Raw genomic sequence first — 2,340 nt, 5'->3', positions numbered from 1 at the left:
CGCCCTTCTACGGCCAACTCCCATTACTGTCAAACCATTTTCATAAACGCCATGTTGTTTTTTTATAAACAACTGTATTTGAAGGGAAAAAAGGACGAACAAAATCACTGAGTCTGTATGCCACCCTATCAGGCCCCCTATCTTCGCCGCATCATACAGTGAAAACTTATCCCTCTGGGGCACTCAATCATTTGAAGCTCAAGCAGTCTGCGTTATAAGGTGGCCCTGATAAATGACCATGATGGTGCACGAAACAGGATATTGATGAGCCCAGACAAGCAATTCGCTTATTCTCTTGGCCTTGAGCCTCCGATTTTGGCGGATGGTCCACGGTCACCGGACAAGCGGGAACTCTCTCTTCGTTGGCTCACGGGCACGTTCCTGACAGGAGTGACATCATCGGTTCTGATGGGTGTTGCCCTGTTTGCCGCACTCGACGGACGTCAGAAACTGGCCACGCCGGCTGAAGCCTTTGCCATAACCGATCTCGATCTGCATGATCCGAATGCTCCGATCATGGTCAAGCGCGGCGGTAGATTGATCAGCACGGTCATTTCATCTCAGGCTGCCACCCGTTCTGTGCTCGACGTCTCGACGATCATCCATGAAGGTGACAAGGACGTTATTCGCAAACAACCATTCACTCATTTGAAAATGCTGATTTCCGCCAGTGCCAACACGCCGGAAAACTATCCGCCCTTTGATCCGCTTTCCATTTTTGCTGGCGGCGATGCAACGGTAACCCCGCAAACCGGCATGCTCTATGGCTCGAATGTCGATTCAGAAGTCAGTCTCAAGACCATTTCCTTTCCCGTGAGCGGGTCGAGTTTTGCGATGGCAAAGCCGATGACAACCGCAGAAGTCGAGGAAAGCGTGCGCTCAAATGGCACCGTTTTAAATGATGGCACAGGTCAGATTGCCAATCTTTATTATGTCGATCCCCGTCGCTTCGACAGCGAAGAGAGCAATATCGAGGTCAATGCCGCCATGGCGGCAAAAATCGTCGAACAGAATCTGAGTGTCACAACACCGGTGCCCGTGACGTCACAGACGGAAGACTATGCCGACGATATCATTCCCGTGCGTCGGGCACAGCCAATCGTGACAGCGCTGACGAATGCAGGTTATCCGGCAGCGAACGCCAAGGCAATGTCCGACAGCATTGCCCTGCAACTGGGATACGACGATGCCAAACCCGGCGATGTCCTGCGGATTGGTATCATTCAGCGGGGCGAGGAGGCGCGGGTTGTTCGCTTCAGTCTCTACCGAAATGGTGAGCACCAGCTCACCATGGCCGTCAATGACAGCGGCAATCTGGTGAAAGGCGATGAGCCCCCCATGCTGGACGCCATTCGTACGGCCTTTGATGACAATGCCCCCTCAATCAGCGCCAGCCGCGACATGCCGAGCATTTATGACGGGATCTATCGGGCAGCGCTTTCTCATGGGATGGGCAAAAATTTGACCGCGCAGATCATCCGGCTGTTGGCCAGCAGCGTCGACCTGCAGTCGCCGCTCAAGCCAACGGACGGGCTTGAAGCCTTCTTTTCCGCTGCCGATGAAAGCGGCAAGGCCGCCGCCGATGCCGAGTTGCTCTTCCTGCGCACCCGTTTTGGCGACACAACGACAGAACTTTACCGGTTTCAGGATCCATCGGACGGATCGATCGATTATTTCGATGAAAACGGTCGGACGAACAAGCAATTTCTACTGAGAAATCCCGTTCCCAACGGTGTGTTCCGATCCGGTTTCGGCATGCGCCGGCATCCGATCCTGGGCTATTCCCGGATGCACACTGGGGTTGACTGGGGGGCCCCGGCCGGGTCGCCCATCATTGCCGCCGGTGACGGTGTGGTCGAAAAGGCCGGATGGGATTCGGGCGGCTATGGCAACCAGACCATCATCCGCCATGCCAATGGTTACGAAAGCTCTTACAATCACCAGAGCGCGATCGCCAAAAACGTGGTTCCGGGCGCCCATATCAAGCAGGGGCAGGTCATCGGCTGGGTCGGCACGACGGGCGAATCCACCGGGCCGCATCTGCACTACGAAATCATCGTCAACGGCACCAAGGTCGATCCGATGAAAGTGCGCCTGCCGGATGGTAAGGCTCTTGAAGGCGAGGCTCTCAGCCGTTTCGAGCAGGAACGCAAGCGGATCGACGATCTTCTCGTCAGTGCCGATAAAAATCGGCAGCTTGCCGCAAACAATTGAGCGAGAAAAACACCGCTCCGCTCTGACTGCATCATTTTCACCTTAGGGCATCGTGCCGAAAATCGGATTCGGTACAATGCTCTAGAGCACGTCCAATGAACGCGGAATCGTTTTTGGGGATTCCTT

The 2,340-nt window shown here is 54.8% G+C and carries 1 protein-coding gene; it reads left to right on the top strand.

Going from position 1 to position 2,340, the window contains the following annotated elements; translation table 11 throughout:
• Window positions 1-264 precede the first annotated feature (264 nt).
• The gene (locus NAC44_RS21100; protein WP_250943626.1) at window positions 265-2,214 is read left to right on the top strand and encodes a M23 family metallopeptidase; all 1,950 of its coding nucleotides are present in this window, start codon (window positions 265-267) and stop codon (window positions 2,212-2,214) included.
• Window positions 2,215-2,340 lie beyond the last annotated feature (126 nt).

The organism is Allorhizobium sonneratiae (genome assembly GCF_023700755.1).
Lineage (GTDB): Bacteria > Pseudomonadota > Alphaproteobacteria > Rhizobiales > Rhizobiaceae > Allorhizobium > Allorhizobium sonneratiae.
The sequence above is the reverse complement of the archived record's forward strand: the minus strand, read 5'-3'. Positions and strand labels throughout refer to the sequence as shown.